Source organism: Pedobacter sp. GW460-11-11-14-TSB4, from assembly GCF_059423705.1.
In genome coordinates, this window is the sequence record NZ_JBWKYI010000012.1 from 124,420 (window position 1) to 148,231 (window position 23,812).

Genomic DNA, 23,812 nt, shown 5'->3' on the forward strand with positions numbered 1-23,812 from the left:
TTATAGCGTTGAGGCAATCTCCTTTTCCAGATGATAATTGCAGGGATTAGAAACCATTCCAAACTGACCTATAGGGTTGAGATCTAAAAAATAGTATTGCTGATCTTCCATGGCATAAACCACATCAAAGGAAGCACAGTTGAGTCCGATCGCGTCCAATAATTTTTGTATTTTACGCTCATAAGATCGGGGAAACTGATAGGGAGTCAACCGGTTCGGTTTCCCGTAATCATAGTTTCTAAAATCTACATTGGTATTTTTATTGTTCTGGGAAAAAATAGCCATCGCGTAAAAATCACCATTTAGATAGAAAGCCCTGATCTCGTAAGTTTTAATAATATTTTTCTGGAAAAATGTAGGGACAAATTGCTCAGGCAGATCGTTGATGTCTGCTAAAGTGATTTCTGCGGTATAGGATAAATGAGCAAAATCATCCGAATCAACCATGCTGAATGGCGCAGTTAAGGGTTTAGAGATCAGTTGTTTTTCCTGATGATAGAAATTTAATAACGTATTTTTACAACTGGTAACCAGAAAAGCTGGTGCTGCAATAGCATATTTTTTGCATAGATCCATCAAATGAAGTTTGTTGATGTCCCGGGTCCTGAAATTGTTTATAGCCGGTTTTTTATCCAGCACATAATAAAAGTACTGCACCAGGCTGGCAATTTCACTTGACAGATATTCTTTGATCAGTGCACTGCTGAAGTCTTTGCTCAGGTAAAGCCCACCCCTACGGTACCATATTTTTGTTATTTGCGCACTATGCACCCTTTTACCGTCAATTTTAAGGGTAAAATCATCTGTGGTAAGCGAAATAATTTCTACATCAGAATTTTCATTCAGCCGGATGAATGCCTTTTTCATGTGTATTAACCAGTTGATTACCCTACTGGTTGAATAATCATCGTTGACCGAGAAAATTAATATCATAATTGAGGTAGATTATTAGCGGCTGTTTGCAATTGACGATACCAAATGGAGGACAGAAGTCCCCCATTCTGGTTGAGTGAGATTTACCAGGTACTTGTGGTTTGGCTCAATACTTTACCTTCATCGTTGGTCATCGTGGTGACACTGTCACTACAACAATTGCTTGAAGTGTAAGTAGAACATGAGCTAAAAGTTCTGGCCAGTTTGCCACCATTGATTTGAGCGTCTTTTAAATCAATTCTTTTTGCGAATAGTGCTTTGTTGTTTTTCATAAGTCTTTTCTTAATTTATAGCTAAGTTTATACGGTTTATTTACAAACGTAATCTGTGCAGGCGCTGATTGGTTCTCCACAGTCGTTTTTAGTCACATACTGGGTGTCGGTACAGCCACCACCGCTAGTCGCTGTCGAGGTTACTGTGCTGGATTCAGCAAGTCTTCCTCCATTAATCTGGCAATTTTTTAGCTCAATCCGTTTTTCGAATAATCGGTTACTTTTCATAATTGTTTTAAATAAATATTGATAGATAATCCGCCAACTTACCCTGGCGTATGGGTTGTTGACAGCAAATTCGGGATACATCGTGACTAGCGCAAGGAACAATTTATATCCGAGCACTTTAAAGCGATATCCGCAGGCAATTGATAAATATTCGTTTTATTAAAACTGACCATTTACAATCTACAGCCAATGGTTATTTGAAAGGATCTTTCAGCGTAACAGGTGAATAAGTGGATTGTCTCAGCTGATTGGTAGCTTCAAAAATTGCTGAAATAAATAGAAGAGCTGGTAAAAAAATGATGAACCAAGAGCAAAATGGTCAGATGAACCACCTTACAACTTTTACGACTATCTTTATTAGAAACTGCAAAAATGCAGTAAATTGCGCTCGTCGTTATTCTTATTAATGCTTTCAACTGTTATATAAAATTTAACTAAAAGCATTAAAAAGAAATCATGAACAGTTTAAAGTTCAAAATAAGCCTGTTATTTTTAACTATAATGACTTTGTTGTCATTAACAGCCCAGGCTCAAACCTATACAGGCTGTGTAATATATGAAGCTTCAGGAGATCCACGTGTTAGTGATGGCATTTATACAGCGTCGTTAGGAACCACTTCCAGTTGCAATGGTTATACTGTTCAAGATTATTCTTCAACACCAACAACATCAGCACTATCCGGCTATTGTTATACCCCAAGTTTAGATAATGCTACTCCTGCACTCTTCAGAAATTGTGTAACCGCGGGCAGATGCGGAATTATCAAAACAATTACAATAGTCAACTGCCCGATAGACGATTACACCCTATATCTTACACTGGCATTAGCTGTAGTGGCAGTAAGTGTTTTGAGAAAGCAGGTTTATGCGACGCAGTAGCTATTTAAACCGCATCAATGGATTGGTGTTGGTGTATCTCCGGAATAAGCATCGAATAGCACATTAGAAACCTATTCTACTGATTGATAGCCTCCTGTAAGCTGTCAACATTTATCACGGTCACTCCCTTTTAAAATTTATTAAAATCAATGTATATTCGTACATGGATCATGCTAAAACCGTGCTTATCTTCGATGATGACCCCGACCTTTTGAATATTTTCAACTTCCTTTTTGAGGAAGACGGCTGGCAGGTACACAGTTTCCAGAACTGCGACCATGTAGTTGAGATGGCAGTAAAGCATCGGCCGCTGCTGATCCTGATGGACAATTGGATCCCATCTATTGGCGGGATTAAGGCCACTCAGCTCTTAAAGTCTAACGAAGAATTGAAAAACATCCCTGTGATCTACGTCTCGGCCAACAACGATGTGAAGGCGCTTTCGGAAAAAGCTGGAGCAGATGGATTTATTGCAAAGCCCTTTGATCTTGACGAGCTTTTGAAACTTGCCAGCGCGCTGGTAAACAAAAGTTAAAAGTCCTTGTTTTATCAGTCAGACCAACCAGGATTTACCCAGCAGACCACCACTTCCCCAGCTTATGGAACATGAAAACCAGACCAGAAACGAACAACAGATCATAGCGCTCATTGAAAGCGCACCATTCCCGATTGCGGTATACGAGGGGCATGAAATGCGCATCACACGAGCCAACCAGGCCGTAATTGATGTATGGGGTAAGGGAAATGATGTTATTGGGAAAATCTATGCAGAGCTGCTTCCAGAGCTCAAAGACTCTGGCATCTACCAAAAACTTGAGGAGGTTTACTCAACAGGTGTTCCCTATCACACCCGTAACAGCCGGGTCAATCTGCTCATCAAAGGAGAATTGAAGGAATTTTATTTCAATTATTCCTTCACCCCATTGTATGACCAGAGCGGGAAAGTATACGGGGTAATGAACACCGCTGCCGACGTGACCGATCTTAACCTTGCCAAACAACACGCAGAATTCGGCGAGCAGAACTTCCGCAACATGATCCTTCAGGCACCCGTAGCGATGTGCCTGCTGCGTGGACCAGCGTTTATTATTGAGATCGCGAATGAAGCAATGCTCGATATCTGGGGGAAACCGAGGGCCACGGTAATGAACAGACCAGTCTTCGAGGCGCTTCCCGATGCAAAGGAACAAGGTCTGGAGCAGGTAATGGAAGAAGTTTACCGCAGCGGAGAACCCTTTTCTGCTAATGAAACACCCGTGCAACTCTTGAGACATGGAAAACAGGACACCGTTTATCAGAACTTTGTATACCAGGCCTATCGCGATCCTTTCGGCGCAATTCTTGGTGTACTCGCCATTTCTGTTAATGTAACCGAACAGGTAAAATCTCGGCTGGAGTTGCAAAAAGCATACGAACAGATCCAACTTTCAAAAACCGCAGCACAACTTGGCACCTTTGACATGGACCTGGAAAAGGGAATCATGGAATGGGACTGGCGCTGCCGTGAGCTTTTTGGTGTGCCCCATCAAAATGCAGTAACCTATGAGAATGACTTTGTAAAGGGGCTTCATCCGGACGACAGGGAAAGAATCACCAGCATCATCGAAGCGCTGCTCTCGGGAAGTAGCCCTAACGGCGAATATGACGTGGAGTATCGGACAATCGGCCAGGCTGATCACCGCTTGCGCTGGGTACGGGCCAAGGGAAAAGTCTACTACGAAAACAAAAAAGCAAAAAGGTTCATCGGCTCTGTACTGGATGTGACTTCGGAAAAGCAGAACGAATTGCGCCTGGCCGACCTGGCTGAAAAACAGGCACGCCTTGCGGCAGTGGTGAATTCAAGCGACGACATTATTATATCAAAAACCCTGGAGGGAATAATTACCAGCTGGAACCCGGCAGCAGAGCGGGCCTTCGGTTATACTGATGCCGAGGCTATCGGTTGCCACATTTCCATTATTATTCCACCCGAACGTATACAGGAAGAGGACTACATTATCTCGCAGATACGCAGTGGAAACAACGTAGATCACTTTGAAACAATAAGACAGGATAAAAATGGCAAGCAGTTGCACTTGTCGATCACAGTCTCCCCTATTATTGGCCCTAAAGGAAATGTTACCGGCGCCTCAAAGATCGCACGCGACATTTCTGAGCAGCTGCAGGTCCAGGACACGGCCAGGAAATATACGGAGCGCCTGGAAATCATGAATATGTTGATGGGCTCTATATCCGAAGAGCTGGAGCTGAACAAAATACTGCAAAAGGTGACTGATGCCACCACTGAACTCACCGGCGCAGCGTTCGGCGCCTTTTTTTACAACAAGACCGATGAACAGGGAGAATCCTACATGCTCTTTACCCTTTCCGGTGCACCCAGAGCAGCTTTCGAAAAGTTCGGCATGCCCCGAAATACGGCGGTATTCCATCCTACCTTTTCAGGAGAAGGCGTAGTTAGGGTCGATGACATCACAAAGGATGAAAGATATGGAAAAAATGCTCCCCACCATGGCATGCCAAAGGGGCATCTGCCTGTGGTTAGCTACCTGGCTGTGCCGGTAGTATCAAGAAACGGGAACGTGATTGGCGGACTGTTCTTTGGGCATCCTGAACCAGCAAAGTTCACCCAGGAGCATGAGACAGTCGTTAGTTCCATCTCCGCCCAGGCAGCCATTAGCCTCGACAACGCAAAACTCTTTGAAGAAGTAAAGGCACTTAATGACAAAAAGGATGAATTCATCGGACTGGCCAGCCATGAACTCAAAACACCATTGGCCAGCATCAGCGGTTATCTTCAGATCCTGAACCGGTTGACATTCGATGCCAAACAGCAAACATTCCTGGCAAAAGCATCCAACCAGGTGCAAAGGCTTACCGCTCTTGTTAACGACCTGCTGGACATATCCAAGATTGAAGCCGGAAAGCTACAGCTTTCCATTAAATCATTTGACCTGGAGGCCGTGATCAGGGAATCGATTGAACTTATTCAACACTCAGCTCCTAAACATAGCATTAGTTTTCATAGCAATACCAAGCCCTGCATGGCCAGCGGCGATGCCCAGCGTATCGAACAGGTCATCATCAATCTGCTTACTAATGCCGTAAAGTATGCCCCGTTAGCCGACCAGGTTAAAGTTAACCTTGACTGCTCTCCTGAGCGGATTACCGTAAGCGTAAGGGATTTCGGACCTGGTATCCCACATGACAAACTAAAAAACATATTTACAAGGTTCTACCGCATTGATGAATCCTCGCCTAATATTTCAGGACTTGGTATCGGGCTGTACCTATCCCATGAGATCATCACGCGTCACAAGGGAGACATCTGGGCAGAAAGCGAACCCGGCTTGGGTAGTACTTTTCTTTTCACGCTTCCGGTTGGTGATAGATAAAAGAAAAATTTCTAAAGATTGCAGCTTTACATTTAAATACCATAAAGGTGAATTTTTGGTTCTCAATGCTAAAATTAATTCATCACAAAAAAAAGATAATTAAATCTATCGGCTCTACTCAGCTATTAAATTCATGATTACAAGCATCTTATCACAACAATGAATTAAACCTTCTTTCATCGGAAAGTATCCAAATGAAGCTAAAATCACATCACACAACGTTCATCGAAGATTACCGAAGGTATTAAAGAAAACGATCTGAGACCGACTACCTTAAGGCCCGTTGCGGAAAGCACGATTTCAAACCAGACATCGCAGTTGATGTACAATTCAAAAGGTGAATCTGCAATCCATAAATCTATTTCCTGATCGTTCACATCGGTGATAGTTGCCAGACCCGAATAGCGGTTTATGGCCGATATTTTACCAAGGCGCATCATAAGTATAAAACCCACCCTATATGGATGGTCTCCGCGCCAACGCCATGACCGGTACTTCCGGCATGGTGCAGCATTTTTTTTGAATACATATATTAGGATAGACTTTCCATTTTAATATTTCCATCAGGCTTCCGGCTTTAATACCCGGAGGTATCAGCAACAGCCGGCCAGTCGTTCAGGAAATAAATTTCTGAAGCAAACATGCCGAATATTGGGCCGGTGCTTTCAGAGACATAAATTTACAAATCCCCTCCATGCGTATCTGTGCCAGTTAACAGTTGGTAATCTTTAGCCCAATAAACAGCAATGCTGGTTAACCGTTGGAAATTCCAGGAACTGAGACTTCGTGGAATCTGACTCCGTGGTGCTATATTTGATCACTTAATTCCGAATCTGACGAAAATCCAATATTTTAGCATAAAATGTCTCTACGCCCTATCCCGTACTTCGCCGGCCTTATGCTACTGGCTATTCTGTCAGTTTGCGCACAATCCGTTCTCCTTGAGAAACGCCGGCTCACTTCTGCAGATGGATTACCGCAGTCCTTTGTGAGCGGTATTGTTCAGGACCGGGCAGGCTTTATCTGGACAGCTACCCGCGAAGGACTTGCCAGGTATGATGGCCGCAGGTTCAAGGTTTTCCGCCATAGCGTGAATAACCCAAAGAGCCTGGCCTCTAACATCATAGCTACCCTTTACCTCGATAATCAGGATCAGTTATGGATCCAGTATGAAAACGGTGCGCTGGACGTGCTCAATGCCCGCACAGAACACCTGTACCATTTTTCTGATGATCCTGTGTTCAGGCCTACTTTTTCGAATATCAAAAACATCAATGCCATCGTATCCCCTAAAAAAAATATTTATTGGATGATCTGTGATACCGGCGGCATCTTTGTTGCCGATCTGCAAATCAAGAAACTTCATTTTTATTCACCTTCCAGGCTGGGCTTGGGCAAAAAACACATTACCGGAATAGCCACATCTGCAGGCAGGATTGTGCTCAGCACCGACTCGGCAATCGTCACACTCAATACCGCAGGAAAAATACTGAGCACCATTCCGTTCACTTTTAAGAATCCAAACCTATTCGACCCCAGCAGGCCCTGGAAGGATACCTCGCCAATAATCAGAAAAAACGGAGATGTGGTTATCCTTGATAAGGGAAGGGTAATCATCTATAAAAAAGCCAGCCGAAGCTTTAGCATACTGCACCTGGCCGAGTCAAAATCTTATGTGCAGCCTTCTCTGGCCATAGATAAACAAGGAAACATTTGGTTTGGCAGCAATCAGACTGTATTTATGCTGACTACTGATAGCAGACTGATCCCCAAGCCCATCTACAGCGCTCCGGACGAGGTGGCAAGGAATATGCTGATTGACCGTTCGGAGGTACTCTGGATCGGAACAAATGGCTACAACCTCCGACAGTTCGACCTCCGGCTTCCCCGCATGCCGGCTAAAACCTATACCACAAACTTTTTCCTCGATATGCTTCACCGTGAACTGAATGTCCCGTTAAAGGAGATACAAAACAGTCCGCTGGCTACTGCAAGAACGCCTTACCTATTCCGTTCGGTCAGGGATAAGCAGGGAAAAATATGGATGTCAATTGCAGGCGCCGATGAGCTTCCAGCCCCCAACCTCTGTTATTATCAACAAGGCCACCTGATCAGTGACAAATGGCGTTATGCCGATACGATCAGCACTAATCACCGCAACCTGAGCGCAATGGCAGTAAGTAGCAAAGGTCAGCTTTGGGCAGTGGATGATAAACTCCACCTGATCCGCCTGGACACCGTGAAGCGCCTGGCCACCACGGTATCGCAGATCCCCCTTTCGGGCATGAAAGAGATATATGAGATTTATAGCCTGCTCATGGAGGGAGAAGATATTTTCTACATTACGACTTCGAACGGCTTTTTCCGGTTTGACCTTCGCACAAAAGTCAATATATCCTATGGAAAGATGCTGCCCGGAGCAGAATTTACCATGCTGATCAGGGATCCTATAAAACCAGGCATACTATGGGTGGGTACTAAGGGCGACGGGTTGATTAGAATGGATCTCGCGCGTAAAAAATTCAGGCTCTATAGCACAGACGACAGCCTGCCTAACAATACTATTTATGCCATCCAGGCAAAAAAAGGCAGACTGTGGTGTAGTACCAACAAGGGGATATTTTCATTTGGTCTTAAGGACGCCAGGATCCAAAGCTATACCATGACCGATGGACTTCCGGTAGATGAATTTAACAGGTTCCACTATTTCGAAATGCCCGATGGCAGGCTGGCATTTGGCGGGACTGAGGGCTATACCCTATTTCTGCCCGAGGCAATCACCCATGATAACTTCGCGCCTCCAACTGTACTTACCGGCATTCGGGTAAACAATAAACCCGCCGATTACGGCGAACCTGGCTCCCCCTTTAATCGGGCAATCAATGCCCTTGATACCCTGGATTTGTCTTATCGTCAAAATTTTCTGGAACTCGATTTCGCCGCACTGGAATATAATATTACCGGAAAGCTTAACTACCGGTATATGATGCTTGGGCTAGAAAACAGGTGGATTGATGCTGGAACAAATAACCGGGCAACTTATACCAATTTATCCCCGGGAACTTATCAGTTCAGGGTCAATGCCACAAATTCTGCCGGACAATGGAGCAGGGAATATAAACAACTGACCATCATTATCCATCCACCATTTTATCAAACCTGGTGGTTTATAACTGCGCTGGGTATACTTTTTACGGCAACAGCCTATTTGCTTGTCAAGCAAAGGATTGCCCGCATCCGTCAGCGGGATCAAAAAAAACATGAACTGGAGATCGAAATGATTGAACTGGAGGCGCAGGCCCTGCGTGCCCAGATGAATCCTCACTTCATCTTCAACTGCCTCAGCTCCATTAAATCACTGATCCAGGAAAATGCAAATCAACAGGCCATTAGTTACCTCTCCACCTTTTCAAGGTTAATTAGGGGGCAGCTCGGCAACGAACTACAGGAAATACCCTTAGAAGAGGAAATCAACACCTGCCGTTTATACCTGGATATGGAGAAGCTCAGGTTCGGAGACAAGATCAGTTATCGCTTTTTAACCGAACCTGGTATTGAGCCCAAACGAATAATGGTACCGCCACTTTTCCTGCAACCCCTGATCGAGAACGCCATATGGCATGGCATCCTGGCTATGGAACAGGGCGGTGAGATTGTGATCCGCATTTATAGCGACCAGCAAAATATCATCTGCCGCGTGGAAGATAATGGCATCGGGCTGACCGCTTCCCATGCCCGGAAGTCAAAAACCAGTAATCTCTATGAATCAAAAGGAATTATACTCATCGAAAACAGGCTTAGGGTATTTAATGTCAGGAATGAGACCCAGAGCAGCATTACAATCTATCCTCGCCCCGGAGGGAACAGAGGCACCATTGTCGAAGTTAAATTTTTAAAACCTGAAAGAAATGATCAACGCCATTATCATTGATGATGAAGCGCATTGCGCTAATGTCCTTAACAACGATTTAAAGCTATACTGCCCGGAGATTAAGGTGCTCGACATTGCCCATTCTGGCCTGGATGGAATCAGAAAAATCCGTGAACATTCGCCACAAGTGATATTTCTGGATATTGAGATGCAGGATATGACCGGATTTGAAATGCTCGAAATCATGGGACCATCGCTTCAGTGCAAGGTTATTTTTACCACGGCATATGCCCAGTTCGCCATTCGGGCCTTAAGGATCAATGCACTGGATTACCTGTTAAAACCGATCGACGTACAGGAACTTATACAGGCAGTAGAACGTATAGGAAGATCCATTGAAACAGATGGAAATAATATTCAGCAGGTACAGCATGCAATAGCCAATCTTAAGCTTCCGCCGGAAGAGCAGAAACTGGCATTACCTAACCGGAACGGATATGATTTTATCGCTCCTGCAGAGATCCTTTACTGCAAAGCAGACGGAGCCTATACAGAGGTGTACTTAACAAATGGCAAGACCATTTTGCTTTCTAAATCGCTGGGTGAAATTGAAACCGTGCTCCCCCCTTCGCTATTCGTCCGCATCCATCACTCCTGTACCATCAACATCAATCATATCAGCCAGTTCAGGAAATCTGAGGGGGCGAGCCTGGTCATGTCTAACGGGCACCAACTGGGGATTGCGCGCTCAAAAAAAGATCATTTGCTCCGACGGATCGGCTTATTGACGAAATAAAGCCGGGGTTAAGGAACGAAAATTTGTGCAACACTAATGAAGATTATAATGTAATGACCGGATATTTTGGCAAAACAAAATGCCGTTTGCAAGGGTTTTGAGATCATGACAGCATTTAACATTGAAATCGAACATGATGATCAAACGATCAGTCTGACCATTATCCCAAAAGATGATTATTTTAAGATTGTTTATTTCGGCGGGATTTTAGGCGCAATAAGAAAACAGGGATCTGACTGGACCTTACTGAAAGCAGAAGAAATCGAGCCTGGCGAACTGGCGCCATTTGATTACAAACTGACAGAAGACGGTCATCATATTTCGCTGGGTGTGGCCGAGATTAACCAGATCTCTGGGGCAATCGAAAATCACCTTAGCTAATGCATCTAACATTAAGACAAATTGTAAAACATCTTGCTAAATCTTCAATAGGCCTCCGGTATTCAAAATTATCTTTAAATGGAATTTTCATCAAATTAAAAGGCAGGGAATCAACTTCTATCCGGTGTAAGCATTTTTACAAATTCCTGTACCGATTCATCAGTAGGAGCAGCGAAATCTTTAATCCCGTCAATTGTCTCCTGGCTAATGCTGGCTGATCGCTCAAACATGATGTTTTCGTACGCTGAAATGGCATCATTTATATCCTTATATTCAAAACTTGTCAAACATTCGCAAAGATCTAAAGCATCGAGCATAGCTAAATTAACGCCCTCACCATTAGGGGGCATCAAGTGTGCTGCATCACCAATAAGTGTAAGGTTACTTTTTGTCTCCCACCGCTGTTCTAAAGGAAAGTAATTCAGTGGCCTTGAAACAAAATGATTACAAGCCTCAAATAGCGTAAAAAAAACAGGGTTCCAGTCTGCAAAATGAGTAATTAGATAGGCGCGCACCACTTCAGGCTTATTAAAATCAATACCGCTGGTGCTCACCCAATTTTCCGGATACATTGATGCTGCGTAAAAGGTTAATCCGCCATCACCGCGTGGCTGGGCAATAATTGTTGCTCCTGCTCCCATAATCATCAAATTAGCCTGATCAACTAATTCGTAAATTTCCGGGCATTCTTTTTCGGGTTGTTCTATTTCGCCCTGAATAATCATCGCTCCGGAGTAGCATGCTTTTACATCAGTTAGATAAGGACGGATCTGTGATCGGTAACCATCCGAGCCTATAATCATGTCTGCGGTGGCGGAGCTTCCGTTCCTGAAATGTAGTTCCCATTTATCTTTAACCTGATGCATATTTAAAAAATGACTATCCCAAACAACTGTTCCCGGTAGCAGCGCCCCTATTAGAATATCCCTAAGTGCACCACGGCCAATCTCTGGCCTGAAGTTTTCGTCGCCAAAATTTGCCGCTGAACTTTCCTCATCCAAAAGTATATTTCCTTTTGGATCAAGCACTCTGAATTTATCAGCGCCCGGTATATAATTTGATTTAAATTCCTCCATTAATCCAGCTGCTTCCATCACCTTTAGGCCGGATTCAAAATGAAGGTCAACAATTGCCCCTTGTATACGTGCCGACTGACTATGATCTCGTTCATATACTTTAACATCCGCACCTTTAAGCTGTAAAAGCCTTGCGAGCGTTAAGCCCCCAGGCCCACCACCAACAATGGCAATTTTTTTATTTTGTAATAATTTATGTTCTTTTAAAGTTTCCATTAGATGTTCTCTTTTTGATCGCACAAAGAAACATGGAATGTTCAGGCAGAACAATGGCTGAAACAGGTAAGTATAGGACTATTCGCGGTTTCTTTCACGAAATACTGTAGGTGTGCAACCTGCTAACTTGACAAACAGCCTTATGAAATATGAATAATCATCATATCCCAATTCCACAGCAATCTCCTTTATAGAAAGAAGAGAATGAAAAAGTAAGCGTTTAGCTTCCAGTACAATACGTTGCTGAATATGAGCAGAAACAGATTTCCCTGTTGTGGCTTTAACACACTCATTCAGATAAGAAGTAGATATATTCAGGCGTTTTGCATACTCCGATGGCGTTTTAATCTTTTTATAATAATCTCCCAATGCCACTTTAAATGACTTATTAATAACTTCGTAACGGTTAAGATGGTCTGTTTCTTCAGACCTTGCCAGATAGAGAGAGGTAACCAATGCAACCAATGTATTACAACTTTCCTGCAAAATAGCGTTGTACAGTTTATACGCTTTTTTTTCTGCAAGTCCCAGGCACAAAACAGCAGTTTGCGAAAGAATAACTAATGTTGCAAGATCAACTGTTAAAGGTTTAACTGGATAAAAATTTTGTAGCAAGCTTAAATATTGCGGATGGAGATTTTCTTCAGTAATAATCATGGTGCTGACCAAAGCATGTTCAAATGTGATGAGCCGGTGTACCTGGTCTGGTTGAATATAAATGATGGAAGGCGCCTGGATATTGTAGGTTTGAAAGTCAATTTCTATTACTGTGCAACCTTCTTCCTGAATAATAAAAGTATAACCACCGTCACGGTGCGACCGTTCCACATCCTCAAAGTTGGGCGGGCCGTCGAAGAATTCTCGCATGATCATTATTCCACCGAAGGTTCCATGAGGAAGTGCATTGACAGGTATTTGTAGGCTTTTTTTATTCACTTCTTAAAATTACCAAGATATTTGACATTTTAACAGCAGGCGTTAAAAAACACACCCAATACAATTTCTTTTTTCCAAAATCCAGTAAAAGGCTAATTTTTGAGATAATCAATTACATTAAATTTTAAAAGTCAGGAAAATAGAAAGGATTTTTATAAGAATCAATTCCCAATCCGTTAAATAAATTACTTTAAAAAACTATCCAAATAACCGAATATTGTTTGCGTTTGCTGCATCAGGCTTACATGCCCCTGCGAAGGGACTATGGCCAATTGTGATTTGGGCATTGCTCCGAAATCAGCAAATATAGCACCCCCGAGTAATTGATATGTTTTAATCAACTCCATTTTATCCAGTCCGTCATTATCACCTGCAATTATTAATACGGGAGAAGTAATCTTCGAGATATTGTTGTCACCCATGTTGTATGGTTCGCCTGCTAAAGCAATCATCTGCTCCAGGAACTTTGTCCATTTTGTTTTGTCGGGAGCTACCGCATCGTATGCAACGTGCATCGGACTGTTCATAAAAAGTTCAGGTTTCATGCTTTTAAACGCATTATTCACTTCAGGCATCCAACCAGCACTTTTATAAGTAGAAGAAATGATCACCAATTTCCCTAACCTTTTAGGGCTTTGTATGGCAAACTGGTAAGCTACGCTACCTCCGAAACTATAACCAATTACATCAGCACTGTCTATTTTAAGGTAATCCATTACCCCTGCCACATCGCTGGCTAAGGTAACATGCGATAATTTCCTATCCGAAAACGGGCTGTGTCCATGCCCTTGCAATTCGATAGCAATTACTTTTCTTGTTTTTGACAATTGAGGAATTAATTGGCCCCAATTTGCTTCAATCGTCATAAAAGCGCCATGCAGTAAAATAACAGGCTTACCCTGGCCATAGGTTTCGTAATAAACTTTGATACCATTCACCGGCACAAAACCACTGCCATTGGGTTTACCTTGTTGTGCATTTGATTGAGCTACTATCACCATCATAATTGCAATGAGTAGTATTGTTTTAAGAAGATATTGTGTTTTGAATAAATTTTTCATAACAGTTTAAATTAGTTTGAAAATCATGAACAATACAAAGATAGCGCTCATTTCAGGATTTGACCGCGGGCAAAAGCGACGACATAGCGGGTGGATTGTGACAAAACATCATCATTGTACTGACAAAGAACTGATTAGATTTTAAGTCTTAAAACTTTTATATCTGGCAATGGTTGTATAGGCATGGAGAACATAAACGAGCTGATTATTCCGGCAGCCAGACAAGGCGAAGTTGAAGTATTAAGAGAACTTATCCGCAGGGGTGTGGATTTAAACCATCGCGATGAGAAAGGATATACCCCATTAATCATTGCCTGTTATAATAAACAACTGGAGGCTGCAAAGTTATTGATAGATGCAGGAGCTGACCTGAATGCTGCTGATACTGGCGGAAACACGGCACTGATGGGTGTAGCCTTTAAAGGTTACATTGATATTGCCAGTTTACTTATTGAGAGCGGCGCGCTGCTTAACCTCCAGCATGGGAATGGAGGCACCGCACTGATGTTTGCTGCCATGTTCGGCAGAAATGATGTACTTCAATTACTGTTGAACCATGGTGCTGATCGTTATATGCTTGATGTACGGGGTCAGAGTGCCCTTGATTTTGCTGCCTTGCAAGGCAATGAAATGGGCATACAGTTATTAGAATCTCAAAATGGGGCAACGCATCTCTCAAAAGCGCCTTAGTAAGTTTTTTTGCTGATAGTATCTTCTTCTATTACGTTATCGAACTACTAAAAGTAAATAGGAAGAGTTATCCCATCTCTATCTTATCCATATCAAATGAAGTGGAGGCTGTTACGCCTCCACTGGTGTATGTTGTACTGATCTTATGCAGGTATTTTCCTTGGCTTTTCGCGCTCCCAGAAACGGTGTAGCGCAATAATCTCTACAAAGGTTTTGCTGAGTTGATCAAGATCTGCAGAAACGATGATACCCTCCCGCAAAACGGTTTCCCTGGAATATTCTGCCGGGAGCTTTTTAAGGAAATAGGTAGATTGCAATACCTGAAGTGCTTCTTCGTCTGCTGCAATTGCTTTGCAATGTTTAAAAGCCTCATTCAAAAAGTGGATGGCATTGGCCTCGGCCTCCAGTGCTGCTACAGCATTTTTTCCACCTGGAACATAAACCGCATCATATAATACAGATGCTGCTGTCAGGAAACTCTCGTCTACTTTAATCTTTTTATCTCCTTTTGAAGTGATCTCCCCAAGTTTTGGCGCAATAATGTGCACCACCGCACCATTGGCAATGAGTAAATCCTTAACTCCAGACAGGGATTTTTCATCCACACCATCTGCAGCAAGTATGGCAATCTTTCTGGTGCTAATGGTATCCTTAATCGTTTCTGCCATACTCAAAGGAGCCGATTTGGAAAGGCTTCCTTTAGGATTTAAAGAGGCATAGTCCGCAGGATCGCCATCAGCTGGTATACTATTGTTCAGTTCGTCCAGCGGGATCTTTGGAATATCCAGACCAAGCGCATAAGCAACAGCTGTAGCCAGTCCTTTATCAATTTGAACGAGTACCGCAAGCATACGCTCACGAATCTCGGTGGTTTTTACCTTTCCAAGCTCAAAACTCAGCGCATCAATAATGTGGTTCTTTTCCGGTTCGCTCTGCGAGTTGAAGAACAAGCGTGCCTGCGAAAAGTGATCAAAAAAACTTCTGCTCCTTGCCCTGATCTTTTTAGCATCAATACGTTCGTTATGGCTTACAAATCCCCCTTCAGCAGCTTTTACCTGTTGGGGATCGTTGGCTGCAATAGCGTTAGGTCCATAACTGGTTTTACCTCTATTGATCGTCTGGCGCATATAACCATCGCGCTGGTTATTGTTTACCGGCACTACTGGTCTGTTAATGGGAATTTCGTGAAAATTCGGGCCGCCCAAACGGATCAGCTGGGTATCGGTATAAGAAAAGAGTCTTCCCTGCAATAGCGGATCATTGGTAAAATCAATCCCCGGAACCACATGGCCAACGTGAAAAGCCACCTGTTCGGTTTCGGCAAAAAAGTTATCAGGATTTCTGTTCAATGTCATCTTACCAATACGCTGTACGGGTACAAGTTCCTCGGGAATCAGTTTGGTAGGATCCAAAAGATCGAAATCAAATTTAAACTCATCTTCTTCTGCTACGATCTGTACGCCCAGCTCCCACTCCGGAAAAGCACCAGCCTCAATGGCATCCCAAAGATCCCGGCGATGAAAATCAGGATCCTTACCGGAGATATTCTGGGCCTCGTCCCAAGCAACGGAATGTACGCCCAAAAGCGGTTTCCAGTGAAACTTCACAAAATTAGATACGCCACTGGCATTAACAAACCTGAAAGTATGAACCCCAAAGCCTTCCATCATCCGGTAACTCCTCGGAAGTGCCCGGTCGCTCATCGCCCACATGATCATGTGCGAAGATTCAGGCATTTGAGAAATAAAGTCCCAAAAAGTATCGTGTGCTGAGGCGGCCTGGGGCATTTCATTATCGGGCTCGGGTTTTACCGCATGTACCAGATCAGGAAACTTGATTGCGTCCTGGATAAAAAACACAGGCATGTTATTTCCTACAAGATCGAAATTTCCCTCCTGTGTATAAAATTTCACTGCAAAACCACGAACATCACGCGCCAGGTCAGTTGAGCCGCGCGAACCGGCAACGGTTGAAAACCTAACAAAGACCGGTGTTTCAACTTCAGGATCAAGCAGAAATGCAGCTTTGGTTAGTTCCGACATATCTTTATACACCTTGAATACACCATGGGCTGCCGATCCCCTTGCATGCACAATACGTTCCGGAATGCGCTCATGATCAAAGTGAGTGATTTTTTCACGCAGGATAAAATCCTCCAATAAAGTTGCTCCTCTTTCTCCTGCTTTTAATGAATTCTGGTCATCATTGATCCGAAGACCATGATTGGTGGTCAGCAATTCGCCAGTGGAATCCGCAACAAAAGATTCCAATTTAACGGTTTTATCATTTTCCTGACGAGCAGGTGCATTTTTCTTTTCAGATGTTTTCTTAGCCATAATACCTTACATTATGCCTATACAACCCAATATGCTGAACAATAGTTTTGTTTATCTGATACTAAAAAAAGGAAAACACAAAAAGCGGCACTAATTAAAAAACACCCGCTAAAATTAAGTTTCACCACGTTAACGGTTCGTCTTACCACGCCAACACAAAAAAGTGAAAATAAAAACCCTAGAATTAAGCAATTGGCTACTAAGCAATGGTATATGAACTTGTAAACTTCAGGGAAATAATTTTAGATGCCCTTAGGGCAGGAACAGTATATCAGCGTCCGCACAAGGAACTGCAAGACGAAATCGTAAAGGAAAGTAAACGAATATTCAATGCCATTCAGCACCACATCACACAAATAGCCCCTGACAGATCAAAGGCATATCTAACACAACATCAAAAAGGCTTGATTCAGTTAATGGAGGAGCTGGAAACCATGATGCATGATTCGCCTGATGCCAGTCATGAAAACAAAACGGAAGAAATTAATAGCCTAATCAATCTGCTCAACCAGATGGTTTTGGATCTTCAGCATTATTTCCCATATTATTTTGATTATCACAGTCCTGTTCCACTTATTTACCAAAAGCAAGTATTATTAAATATTGCAGAAAATTCTACCCAGATCTTTACAAACCTTGAAGAGCTGCATGCCGATTTGGAAGCCATCGAAGTTTTTACGCATATCTTTGAGCACTTAAATAGTGCTGCAGGCCGTTTCACTTTCGAACAGGCCGGATATCTGCGTGATTTTTTCGAATCACTTCAAATCGCATTAAAGAAATTTGTGCCCCCTTTAGAAATGCCGGGAATTATCCTACTGCTCAGCGCCTTAAATTTCAATCATCCATCTTTTTATCATTCCTGCTGCAGCCATTTTAATCATGAACTTCAAAAGTGCGAAAACATTAGCGAGCAATATAGATTACTCCATTTCTTTAAAAAGCTAATCGGGCAGGTTTTTAAAACCATAAGCCTACCATACAGCAGGAATTTGCCCGATATTGATGAATCACTGCTGAGGTATATTGAAAGCGAGATCAGCTACCTCAAATCAATTGATACCATCGCCGAAGACCTGAGTGCTGGTGGTATTTTAGACAGCAGTTTTAAAGTAAGCTTTACCGTAAGACAACTCGCGATCTTTATTCACTTACAAGTGGAGGCCGGCATTATCACAACTCAAAGCCCCAAGGCATTACATCAATACATTACGAAAAATTACACAATTCATTAAGTGTTAACCCGGCCTATGCAGGCTATAAGGAAGAATTCTTTGCTCAGCTTGCATTACGTACACAGTGGACAGGATTAAGTGGCGCCCCCCAAACGGGGCAAATTTCTTTGGATGGCGTTACAGAAAGTTTTAAAAAGAACATTGGTGTGGGTTTACAGGTTACGGCAGATAAGTTGGGCGCGCAGAGGGCAAACTCAATTTACCTCAATTATGCCTACAGGATACGTTTAGATAGAGACGATACCCAACGTTTGAGTTTCGGTTTAGCTGCAGGTGTTACCAATTATGTTATTGATGGCGCCTCCTTGCATCCTGTTGAGCAAGACGATGTTACAATACCTACCGGAACCGTAAGCAGTTATGTGCCCGATGCGCGCTTTGGCGTTTATTACAGTTCGCCAAACTATTATATCGGGGCGTCGATCATGGATATGTTTTCCGGCGACCAGTCAAATGATATTTTCAAATGGGATACCGCTACACAACAAAACATCAAGCGCAAACGCCATTATTATTTTATTACCGGCACCCTTTTCGAATTATCACGGGATGTAAAGTTAAGGCCAAGTTTACTTTGGAAAGAAGATTTTAAAGGGCCAAGCAGCCTGGATCTTAATGCCATGTTCGTATTCGGAGATAAACTTTGGGTGGGTGCAGGATACCGCACAGGCATAAACATATGGGATAAAACGTACAGAAACGGGCAAAATTTAAGCGATGCCAATTCCATTTCGGGCATTGCCCAGTTTTATGTTACAGACCGGCTGAGGTTAGGTTATTCTTATGATTATACCATTAATGGCCTCAGCAATGTGCAGAGCGGTTCTCACGAAATATCGATCGGGCTTACCTTCCCACACCGGTCTGAGCGCTTACTGAGTCCACGTTTTTTCTAATTCAATTACCATCTAGATTAATCCATTATGAATATTAAATATTTGCTGTACCTTTTAATAACCATCAGCTTTTATAACATCAGTTATGGTCAGGAACAGTTATCCTTTAGAGATCGGGCTAAACAAAAATATGAAAACTATGATTACGCCCAGGCTATCCCCATGTACCTTAAACTTGTAGATGTAAAAGATCCCCAGATAGGTGATGTAGAAAAGTTAGCTTACAGTTATTACAAGATAAACGATTACGAGGCTGCAGAAAACTGGTTTTCGCGCCTCATCGCCTATCCGGAAAGCAAAGCCGAACATCTGTTAACATATGGTTCGGTACTGAAATCAAACCTCCGTTATATCGAGGCTAAAAAAGTTTTCGAAACCTATGCCTCCAAAACCGGCGACACCAAAAAAGTAGCTAACGACTTATTGGGCTGCGATTCTGCACAGCTTTGGCTGGCTAAACCTACGGCTCATTTAATGCATAACGAATCTGCGGTCAATACATCGCTTTCCGAATTTGGTGTATTTCCATTTGCCTATACCGTATTTTATACCGGAGAGCCGGATGCAGGCGTTTTTAAAAGTGTATATGGCCGGACTGGAAATCCTTTTTTACGGATTTATACTGCAGATAGAACAGCCAGTGGCACTTTAAGTTTCCCCCTTGTCGACAAATCGGTTTACAATGATGCCGATTACCATGTAGGCCCCGTAATCAGTAATAAAGCAGGCAATATGCTTTTTGTTTCCCGAACATACGTTGGAAAAAAGGATGCAGAAATAGAATTAAAGGGGAAAACAAAGTTTAGAACAAATAATATCGAACTCTATATCTACACGGCAAATAACGGCAATTGGACAGCACAACCGTTCCTTTATAATAATGTAAAACAATATTCATTGGGCCATGCCTGTTTAAGCAAAGATGAGCAGACACTTTATTTCACTTCCGATATGCCGGGAAGTGTTGGGGGAACGGATATCTGGTTTAGTACCCTGCTAAGTGATAACACCTGGAGTAAACCACAAAATGCCGGCAGGGCAATCAATTCCGAAGGAAACGAAATGTTTCCTGAAATGGGAGCAGATAGTACACTTTATTTCTCGAGCGATGGTTTACCAGGCATGGGTGGCTTGGATGTTTTCGGCGCAAAAGGAAGTAGGGACAACTGGACAAAACCATTTAATCTACGTTATCCGATCAATTCGGCAGCTGATGATTTTGCCTTTGTAAACATGAGCCTGCCAACTGCTGATCTGGGAATCGGATATTTATCCTCGAATAGAAAAGGCGGAAAAGGTGGCGACGATATTTACAGCTTCCTGATTGAAAAACCAAAGATTATACTGGCCTTGAAAGGCAAAACTTTCGACAAGAGCACAGGCGCCTTGCTCCCGCTCACCAATATCACACTGATGGCGGGCGACCGCAGGGTAGTTGGTAAACAGCTAACCGCTGATTCTGCCAAATACTTTTTTGAACTCAGCAAGAATACAGATTATATGGTACTCGGTCAAAAAGTTAAATACTATAGTGATTCTGCAAGGCTAAGCACTGTCGGTCTTACCAAATCTGATACCCTGGAAGTTAATTTATACCTGAAACCACTCTTTGTAGTGGGCACAAAAATAGAAATCAAGAATATCCATTATAATTTTGATAAATACAATATCAGGCCTGATGCCGCCAAAATACTCGACGAAACCGTCCGCATCATGAGGGATAATCCCACGCTCGAAATTGAAATGGGATCGCATACAGATAGCAGAGGTTCTGACAGTTACAACATAGTCCTTTCACAGCGCAGGGCACAATCAGCCGTTAATTACCTGGTGAGCCGCGGCATTGCCCGTAGCCGGATGAAAGCGAAAGGTTATGGCGAAACGCAGTTACTTAACCGCTGTAAAAACGGCGTGGCCTGCTCAATTGCCGAACACCAGGCCAACAGGAGAACTGAGTTTAAGATTGTGAAATATTAATCACTAAACCATTATGGACTGAAAGTCCACAGATTTAATAACGAATGAAATTTATTATTAAAAAAGCCACAGATTCGCAGATTGCATCTAATCTGTGGCAAAAAATAAAAATTTGCAGCAAAGAAATCTTGCACTAAACTGCATCGTTTCAACTAAAGGATGAGACCATTAAATCCGCGCTGGGCTGGCCAAAAACCAGCCCATTTTTTGTGATAAAAACTTACAGATTTCTTAATCAAACTTGCTGCTGTAAGGATATGCCTTATTATAAAGTTTGGTGACCTATTCGCCCTTGAAAATAACAACTTTATTTCCTGATGTTAAAGGTGGACTGCGCTAAAATTTAAACTGCCCTGGCCCGATAGGGGCCTGAAAAAGCTGGCGGTACGCTTTCTAAAATAACAGAGTCATCTTTTGCCCATCCACATTCCATTTAGCCTGCAATCGCGACCAACAGTAACCAAAATCGTACTGAAGATGGGATCCTTTTGTAAAAATCATCCAATCTCCACTACTGCAAACGCCTACGATCAAACGTTTGCGCAGTCTTTTTTCTTTTACATCAATGTAATAATGAATACATTGTATTGAGGTTTTACACAGACTTTCATCCAGCTGTGTTAGGATTTAAACTGGCTAACTAAATATTACAAAACGAATGATCACCATAATCCATTGCTGGAATATGGCTCACTATAACCAAATATTTACCAAAACCTAAAAAATGAAAAAGAAACTATTACTCTTAACCGTTTCGGCTATTGTAGGGCTCACAGCCTGTAAAAAAGCAGCCGTATTACAAGATGAAGTTGTAAACACTAAAAAAACCATGAGTGGTGTCAGTGTACAATCCCTCACGCAAACCAATGTTTTTAATGTTACCGAAAAAATTAATGCATCAATTGAAAGAGATCGTTTAAAAAATGGATACTATTTAACCGATTTTACAGCAACCGGCTTATACATGGCTCCAGGTGCTACTTTAGATATCACTGTAGAGCAAACCGCAGGAACCCGTTTGCCTAAATTATTAATTGGCACCTACTCGCGGTATGGCACCTGGAATACCCAGCCCACCGTTGTACAGTTAACCGCAGGCACCAATACCATTAGTAATGCTGTTGGCGGCTTATTGTGGATCAGGTACACCAACTCGACCACCGGATCAACCGCTAAGTTAACTTTCAATAGCGGCTATACCTATGCGCCCTATTACAAACTTGGTGTGACTACAAATTCAGACTGGATTAACCAATTACAAACCTACACCACGCCCGATGTTGTTTTAGAAGGCACCAATTGTTTTATCGTCGTATCACGAACTAAAGCCATACAGTACCAGGCAGAAGATCAGAGCGCTATATTGAATAAAATTACACAGGTTATTGCGCTGGAAGATGATTTGAATGGCTTAGACAACTCATTACCTGCCCATGCTAAAAATGTGCATACTTATCTTTTAACACAGCATGAAGATCCGGCCTATTATTTTTTCGCTTACGATTACCGCACGGCTTATATTACTTCAGATGTGAATGCCATTTTAACTTTAAGCGCAGTAGGTACCAATGGCTGGGGCTTATGGCACGAACTGGGTCACCAGCACCAAATGATGTGGCGTTGGGGCGCTTTGGGTGAGGTTACGGTAAATCTTTACAGTTTATATGTGCAACGCACACTTACACCATCTATCAACAGGCTCGTAAATGATGGGGTGTGGCCAAAAGCTTTTACCTATTTAGGAAAACCTGCCGGAACCAAAGATTATAACGGATCAGCAAGTTATGCCAATCCTTTAACCGATCTGTTCATCAGGCTTTGCATGTTCCAGCAATTAACCCTGGCTTATGGCGATAACTTTTACAGAACCCTCGCCAAAAACATGCGTGTTGAAAATCCAACCCTAGCTAATGACGATGCCAGGTTGCGTTATTTCATGCTAAAAGCTTGCAGTATATCGGGCAAAAACTTAAGTAACTTCTTCCAGAAATGGGGATTGAATTTATCGACTCCGGCAGCTACTACCCAAATATATGCTGATATGGCCGCTTTGGGTTTACCTGCACCAAGCACCGATCCTTCTACCCTGCAAGACAACGTTGCACCTTTAACCGAATTAAGTAAAACCGGGTGGAGCATCAATTCTTTCAGCTCTGAAGAAACCAGTGGCGAGGGTGCTATTAATGGCAGGGCTGCCACTTTAATTGATGGAAGTTACAGTACATTCTGGCACTCACGCTGGACTACTTCTCCAACAAGTTATCCGCATCAGGTGGTTATCGATCTGGGTTCTTCAAAATCGGCAAACGGATTAAGTTTAGTGCAAAGAAGCGGCTTGAGCCGGGCGATTAAAAACTTTCAGGTGTTAACCAGTACCGATAATATCACTTTCACATCGGTAAATAATTATGTAGCTCAAAATGTTGCCGGCGCACAATATTTTGCATTTGGCAGTACCAAAACCTTAAGGTACCTTAAAGTAATTGCCACCTCTGCGCAAGACGGATTGCAGTTTGCATCGCTGGCAGAGTTAGGTTTATACAACTAAGCACTTAACAGGCTGTATCATAATATAGCATGTCATCCTGAGCCTGTCGAAGGAATTGTTTAAATGCCGCTCAAAGCATTTCAACTAAT

19 protein-coding genes are annotated in these 23,812 nt (G+C 42.7%); 11 read left to right on the forward strand and 8 right to left on the reverse strand.

What is annotated here, in order from left to right; genetic code table 11:
- The 3 genes from gwsG to AC07YT_RS14015 form a co-directional block, all read right to left on the reverse strand.
- The gene (gene gwsG / locus AC07YT_RS14005) at positions 1–933 is read right to left on the reverse strand and encodes a grasp-with-spasm system ATP-grasp peptide maturase (RefSeq protein WP_086546951.1); all 933 of its coding nucleotides are present in this window, start codon (positions 931–933) and stop codon (positions 1–3) included.
- A gap of 83 nt (positions 934–1,016) precedes the next feature.
- Positions 1,017–1,205: a hypothetical protein gene (locus tag AC07YT_RS14010; RefSeq protein WP_145954256.1), complete on the reverse strand. Its 189-nt coding sequence runs from the start codon at positions 1,203–1,205 to the stop codon at positions 1,017–1,019.
- 36 nt (positions 1,206–1,241) lie between these two features.
- A complete protein-coding gene (locus AC07YT_RS14015) occupies positions 1,242–1,433 on the reverse strand; it encodes a hypothetical protein (RefSeq protein ID WP_145954257.1) in 192 nt (63 codons plus the stop codon).
- Positions 1,434–1,889: 456 nt separating this feature from the next.
- Here AC07YT_RS14015 and AC07YT_RS14020 point away from each other — a divergent pair, with 456 nt between their 5' ends.
- From AC07YT_RS14020 to AC07YT_RS14030, 3 genes are all read left to right on the forward strand, one after another.
- Positions 1,890–2,312: a hypothetical protein gene (locus tag AC07YT_RS14020; RefSeq protein ID WP_086546953.1), complete on the forward strand. Its 423-nt coding sequence runs from the start codon at positions 1,890–1,892 to the stop codon at positions 2,310–2,312.
- A gap of 163 nt (positions 2,313–2,475) precedes the next feature.
- The gene (locus AC07YT_RS14025; protein ID WP_086546954.1) at positions 2,476–2,847 is read left to right on the forward strand and encodes a response regulator; all 372 of its coding nucleotides are present in this window, start codon (positions 2,476–2,478) and stop codon (positions 2,845–2,847) included.
- A gap of 64 nt (positions 2,848–2,911) precedes the next feature.
- On the forward strand, positions 2,912–5,704 hold the full coding sequence (locus tag AC07YT_RS14030; protein WP_086546955.1) for a PAS domain S-box protein: 2,793 nt from the start codon (positions 2,912–2,914) through the stop codon (positions 5,702–5,704).
- Positions 5,705–5,910: 206 nt separating this feature from the next.
- On the opposite strand, the gene AC07YT_RS14035 is transcribed toward AC07YT_RS14030, so the two are convergent.
- Positions 5,911–6,144: a hypothetical protein gene (locus tag AC07YT_RS14035; protein WP_086546956.1), complete on the reverse strand. Its 234-nt coding sequence runs from the start codon at positions 6,142–6,144 to the stop codon at positions 5,911–5,913.
- A gap of 422 nt (positions 6,145–6,566) precedes the next feature.
- On the opposite strand from AC07YT_RS14035, the gene AC07YT_RS14040 reads away from it, so the two are divergent.
- The 3 genes from AC07YT_RS14040 to AC07YT_RS14050 all read left to right on the forward strand — a co-directional run bounded on the left by AC07YT_RS14040 (position 6,567) and on the right by AC07YT_RS14050 (position 10,752).
- Positions 6,567–9,635, forward strand: coding sequence for a ligand-binding sensor domain-containing protein (locus AC07YT_RS14040; protein WP_086546957.1), 3,069 nt, complete (start codon positions 6,567–6,569; stop codon positions 9,633–9,635).
- Positions 9,613–10,371 carry a LytR/AlgR family response regulator transcription factor gene (locus AC07YT_RS14045; RefSeq protein ID WP_086546958.1) on the forward strand — a complete coding sequence of 253 codons (759 nt, stop codon included), beginning with the start codon at positions 9,613–9,615 and terminating at the stop codon, positions 10,369–10,371. The genes AC07YT_RS14040 and AC07YT_RS14045 overlap by 23 nt, the downstream gene beginning before the upstream one ends.
- Before the next feature lie 105 nt (positions 10,372–10,476).
- The gene (locus AC07YT_RS14050) at positions 10,477–10,752 is read left to right on the forward strand and encodes a hypothetical protein (RefSeq protein ID WP_086546959.1); all 276 of its coding nucleotides are present in this window, start codon (positions 10,477–10,479) and stop codon (positions 10,750–10,752) included.
- Positions 10,753–10,862: 110 nt separating this feature from the next.
- Here the strand turns inward: AC07YT_RS14050 and AC07YT_RS14055 are convergent, their stop codons facing one another.
- The 3 genes from AC07YT_RS14055 to AC07YT_RS14065 all read right to left on the reverse strand — a co-directional run bounded on the left by AC07YT_RS14055 (position 10,863) and on the right by AC07YT_RS14065 (position 14,041).
- Positions 10,863–12,044: an FAD-dependent oxidoreductase gene (locus tag AC07YT_RS14055; RefSeq protein ID WP_086546960.1), complete on the reverse strand. Its 1,182-nt coding sequence runs from the start codon at positions 12,042–12,044 to the stop codon at positions 10,863–10,865.
- Between the two features lie 78 nt (positions 12,045–12,122).
- On the reverse strand, positions 12,123–12,980 hold the full coding sequence (locus AC07YT_RS14060; RefSeq protein ID WP_086546961.1) for an AraC family transcriptional regulator: 858 nt from the start codon (positions 12,978–12,980) through the stop codon (positions 12,123–12,125).
- Positions 12,981–13,165: 185 nt separating this feature from the next.
- Positions 13,166–14,041: an alpha/beta fold hydrolase gene (locus AC07YT_RS14065; protein ID WP_086546962.1), complete on the reverse strand. Its 876-nt coding sequence runs from the start codon at positions 14,039–14,041 to the stop codon at positions 13,166–13,168.
- 183 nt (positions 14,042–14,224) lie between these two features.
- Between AC07YT_RS14065 and AC07YT_RS14070 the strand changes: the two genes are divergently transcribed.
- Positions 14,225–14,731: an ankyrin repeat domain-containing protein gene (locus tag AC07YT_RS14070; RefSeq protein ID WP_086546963.1), complete on the forward strand. Its 507-nt coding sequence runs from the start codon at positions 14,225–14,227 to the stop codon at positions 14,729–14,731.
- Positions 14,732–14,874: 143 nt separating this feature from the next.
- On the opposite strand, the gene AC07YT_RS14075 is transcribed toward AC07YT_RS14070, so the two are convergent.
- Positions 14,875–17,067, reverse strand: coding sequence for a catalase (locus AC07YT_RS14075; RefSeq protein ID WP_086546964.1), 2,193 nt, complete (start codon positions 17,065–17,067; stop codon positions 14,875–14,877).
- A gap of 206 nt (positions 17,068–17,273) precedes the next feature.
- On the opposite strand from AC07YT_RS14075, the gene AC07YT_RS14080 reads away from it, so the two are divergent.
- The 4 genes from AC07YT_RS14080 (at position 17,274) to AC07YT_RS14095 (ending at position 23,723) form a co-directional block, all read left to right on the forward strand.
- Positions 17,274–18,302, forward strand: coding sequence for a hypothetical protein (locus AC07YT_RS14080; protein ID WP_086546965.1), 1,029 nt, complete (start codon positions 17,274–17,276; stop codon positions 18,300–18,302).
- Positions 18,272–19,198 (forward strand): PorP/SprF family type IX secretion system membrane protein, encoded by a 927-nt coding sequence (locus AC07YT_RS14085; protein ID WP_494945374.1) that lies wholly within the window; start codon positions 18,272–18,274, stop codon positions 19,196–19,198. Before AC07YT_RS14080 ends, AC07YT_RS14085 begins: the two co-directional genes overlap by 31 nt.
- 27 nt (positions 19,199–19,225) lie before the next feature.
- Positions 19,226–21,175, forward strand: a complete 1,950-nt coding sequence (locus AC07YT_RS14090; RefSeq protein ID WP_086546967.1) for an OmpA family protein — start codon at positions 19,226–19,228, stop codon at positions 21,173–21,175.
- A gap of 724 nt (positions 21,176–21,899) precedes the next feature.
- Complete coding sequence (locus AC07YT_RS14095; protein ID WP_086546968.1) at positions 21,900–23,723, forward strand: M60 family metallopeptidase; 1,824 nt, start codon at positions 21,900–21,902, stop codon at positions 23,721–23,723.
- Positions 23,724–23,812: the final 89 nt, after the last annotated feature.

Excerpts from the sequence above, each read along its gene's own strand:
- AC07YT_RS14070 (WP_086546963.1), top strand. The coding sequence starts at position 14,225 with ATGGAGAACATAAACGAGCTGATTATTCCGGCAGCCAGACAAGGCGAA.
- AC07YT_RS14080 (WP_086546965.1), top strand. The coding sequence starts at position 17,274 with ATGGTATATGAACTTGTAAACTTCAGGGAAATAATTTTAGATGCCCTT.
- AC07YT_RS14075 (WP_086546964.1), bottom strand. The coding sequence starts at position 17,067 with ATGGCTAAGAAAACATCTGAAAAGAAAAATGCACCTGCTCGTCAGGAA.
- AC07YT_RS14035 (WP_086546956.1), bottom strand. The coding sequence starts at position 6,144 with ATGATGCGCCTTGGTAAAATATCGGCCATAAACCGCTATTCGGGTCTG.
- AC07YT_RS14025 (WP_086546954.1), top strand. The coding sequence starts at position 2,476 with ATGGATCATGCTAAAACCGTGCTTATCTTCGATGATGACCCCGACCTT.
- AC07YT_RS14055 (WP_086546960.1), bottom strand. The coding sequence starts at position 12,044 with ATGGAAACTTTAAAAGAACATAAATTATTACAAAATAAAAAAATTGCC.
- AC07YT_RS14095 (WP_086546968.1), top strand. The coding sequence starts at position 21,900 with ATGAAAAAGAAACTATTACTCTTAACCGTTTCGGCTATTGTAGGGCTC.
- AC07YT_RS14010 (WP_145954256.1), bottom strand. The coding sequence starts at position 1,205 with ATGAAAAACAACAAAGCACTATTCGCAAAAAGAATTGATTTAAAAGAC.
- gwsG (WP_086546951.1), bottom strand. The coding sequence starts at position 933 with ATGATATTAATTTTCTCGGTCAACGATGATTATTCAACCAGTAGGGTA.
- AC07YT_RS14045 (WP_086546958.1), top strand. The coding sequence starts at position 9,613 with ATGATCAACGCCATTATCATTGATGATGAAGCGCATTGCGCTAATGTC.
- AC07YT_RS14090 (WP_086546967.1), top strand. The coding sequence starts at position 19,226 with ATGAATATTAAATATTTGCTGTACCTTTTAATAACCATCAGCTTTTAT.
- AC07YT_RS14020 (WP_086546953.1), top strand. The coding sequence starts at position 1,890 with ATGAACAGTTTAAAGTTCAAAATAAGCCTGTTATTTTTAACTATAATG.
- AC07YT_RS14050 (WP_086546959.1), top strand. The coding sequence starts at position 10,477 with ATGACAGCATTTAACATTGAAATCGAACATGATGATCAAACGATCAGT.
- AC07YT_RS14030 (WP_086546955.1), top strand. The coding sequence starts at position 2,912 with ATGGAACATGAAAACCAGACCAGAAACGAACAACAGATCATAGCGCTC.
- AC07YT_RS14065 (WP_086546962.1), bottom strand. The coding sequence starts at position 14,041 with ATGAAAAATTTATTCAAAACACAATATCTTCTTAAAACAATACTACTC.
- AC07YT_RS14015 (WP_145954257.1), bottom strand. The coding sequence starts at position 1,433 with ATGAAAAGTAACCGATTATTCGAAAAACGGATTGAGCTAAAAAATTGC.
- AC07YT_RS14040 (WP_086546957.1), top strand. The coding sequence starts at position 6,567 with ATGTCTCTACGCCCTATCCCGTACTTCGCCGGCCTTATGCTACTGGCT.